We start from the raw sequence: 2,551 nt of genomic DNA, 5'->3' as shown, positions 1-2,551 counted from the left end.
GGCCGGGCTGCTGGCGGCCGGTGGCGAGGCGGTGGCGCGGCTGACCCGCCGTCCACCGCCGCTGGCCCGCGGCCAGCTGCACTACCTGCGCTGGAACGCCGTGCCGGATGCGAGCCGGGCCCGGGCCGAACTCGGCTGGGAGCCGACGGCGCTGGTGGACGGTCTGCGGTACACGCTCGCGGCACTGCCCGGATCCTGACCGGTCGCCGGTCATTGCCCCTGTCCGGAGCGGGCCCTGGGCGATCGACGAAGATCCTGAGCGATCGATTGGGAAAATCCCAATCTCCGAGTATGATGGGCACATGCGCAGCATCGGTGAGCGCGTGCTGGAGCAGATCAGCCAGGCGCGTCCCGGCGCCCGCCAGCAGGACATTGCCCGTGAGATCGACATGACGCCCGACGCGTTCTCGCGCGCACTGAACGACCGGCGTGCCTTCTCCTCGATCGAGCTGGCCCGGCTGGCCGATCTGCTCGGTGCGGATCTGCACTGGATGATCACTGGTCGGGCCGATCCCTACCGGCTGGTCGTGGCCGCGCGCCATACCTTCGATCACGCCACCGGCCGCCGTGACGTGCCCGCCCGCGAGGCCGACCAGCGCCTCCTGGCGGACATCGCCTTGGCCTACCGGCAGGCCTATCCCGAGCCCCGTCTCGCCCCGCAGACGCTGGCTCCGCCACCCCTGCCGTCCGGTCCGCGGGAGATCCGGGCGGTGCTGGGGGATGACTTCGTCCGTCCCTTCGCCGAGCGGCTGGAGGCTCGCCTCGGCATCGGCGTGGTCCGGCTTCCCGGGCTGTCCACGGCGTACTCGTTGTCCATCGGTGGGCATCGGGTGATCGTGCTGCCCGGCACCGGTAACTGGTTTCGGGAGAACTGGTCGCTGGCACATGAGCTTGGCCATCTCGTACTCGGCCACCATGAGGATGGCGCCTCCGAGGCCGAGTCGAACCGGCGGGAGAGCGCCGCGAACGCCTTCGCCGCAGACCTGTTGTTGCCGCGGGAGCTGCTCGTGCAGGTCGAATGGGCCAGCCTGGATTCCGCCGGTCTCGCCGATATGGTCTGGCAGCGTGGAGTATCCATCGATGCGCTGGCCCGCCGGTTGAACGCGGTGCACGGCGAGCTGCCCACGCTGGTGGGCGAGTGGGCTGGGCAGAAGACGCAGCGTCTGCTGCGGCGGCACTGGGAGTCCCGCACCGGCGAAGATGAGATCACGCTGCGGATGCAGGCGGCCGCCCGCCGCCGCTTTCCCCTCGAGCTCACCGAGGCGCATCTGGCGGGAATCGCCACCGGCGCGCTCGGTAAGGAGACGCTTGCCTGGATGCTGGGTGTCGACCCGGACGAGGTGGAGGTTGACATGCCCTCGGCGCCCGAGGTGAATGTGGATGATCTGGTCGAGGTGCTGGGCCACTGAACCGTGCCTGTCCTGCTCTTTCCCGACAACACCGTGCTCGTCAACTTTGCGATCATCGGCCGGATGGATCTGTTGGAACGGCTCGTCAACGGCAACGGCCGCTGGTGTGCCACCGTCGAATCGGAATGCCGCCGTTCCGCGCGGGAACCAGGGCTCGATGTGCTCGCCGCCGCCCGTCGTATCTTCGGTTCACCATGGCTACCCGATCCGGCCGAGCTGCAGGATGCAATGATCATGCGGGACGGTCTCGCCGGCCCCGGCGACAGTCGGCATCATCACCTCGGTGAGGCTGAGACGCTCGCCATCATGTCGCGGCGCCAAGTGAAGGGGCTGTTCGTCACCGACGACCGGGCGGCGACCCGGCTCGCCACCCGCAACGGCATCACCGCGATCACCACCTGGCATCTGCTCAAGGCGTCGGTACGTAGCGGCATGCTCAAGGCGGAGACGCTCTGGGGATACGCCATTACCCTACGCGACTATCCGCGGGCCATCCCGACCGGTGTGGCTGAGGATCGGGCGTCGTTCGACACCTGGCTGGCCTCCTGACCGGCAGGCTTTCCCGATCGGAGGTCCGTGTCGGCGCCTGGCACTCGGTGTCCGGGGGTCCTGGGAAGTCGGGGTGTGGTTCTGCAGGCCTGGGGTTTCACCGGTCCGGGCTCTTGCGGTGGTGAGTGCGGGGATCGGGGGAGTGCGGCGCAGCGTACGCGGGCGACGTCGATCCGGACTGGGTGCAGGGTGTTCCGGTGGTCGGGGTGCGTCTGTCGGTGCACATCTGCCTGGTTCGTCGCGGTAGTTGTCACAAACTCGGCGTCGACTCCGCCACCTGTCGGTGGTGTTGCCTATGGTGGTAGGCCTAACGGGCTAATCAGTGCCATCAGGTGGAAGAGGCGACAGGTGACCGTATTCGTGCCGCCTCGCCCCGCCATTTTTGTCTGCTTTTGCCCGATTTTTGTGGGCGGGTGATGAGCATAAGGCACCCCTCACGACAGGGCGGCTCCGACGGATCCGCGGTCAGCAACGAACCCGCGGGCGCCGACGATCAGACCGCCCTCGACCGTGCCGCAGGTGATCGTGCTGCAGATGGCCCTCCCCTGGTCGACCAGGGGAGGGCCGCCGCGGTCGCCGCCGCAGGTACTGCT

The 2,551-nt window shown here is 68.5% G+C and carries 2 protein-coding genes and 1 pseudogene; all 3 read left to right on the top strand.

The window, feature by feature from the left end; translation table 11 throughout:
• Positions 1 to 199: pseudogene (locus ND747_RS09995) on the top strand (dihydroflavonol 4-reductase); the annotation flags it as partial.
• Positions 200 to 302: 103 nt separating this feature from the next.
• A complete protein-coding gene (locus ND747_RS09990) occupies positions 303 to 1,409 on the top strand; it encodes an XRE family transcriptional regulator (RefSeq protein ID WP_251733219.1) in 1,107 nt (368 codons plus the stop codon).
• 3 nt (positions 1,410 to 1,412) lie between these two features.
• Positions 1,413 to 1,958, top strand: a complete 546-nt coding sequence (locus ND747_RS09985; protein WP_251733218.1) for a hypothetical protein — start codon at positions 1,413 to 1,415, stop codon at positions 1,956 to 1,958.
• Positions 1,959 to 2,551 lie beyond the last annotated feature (593 nt).

This window comes from Frankia sp. R82 (genome assembly GCF_023716925.1).
GTDB lineage: Bacteria > Actinomycetota > Actinomycetes > Frankiales > Frankiaceae > Frankia.
The sequence above is the reverse complement of the archived record's forward strand: the minus strand, read 5'-3'. Positions and strand labels throughout refer to the sequence as shown.

Bases quoted from the DNA above. Each gene is read 5' to 3' on its own strand.
- ND747_RS09990 (WP_251733219.1), top strand. From the start codon at position 303: ATGCGCAGCATCGGTGAGCGCGTGCTGGAGCAGATCAGCCAGGCGCGT.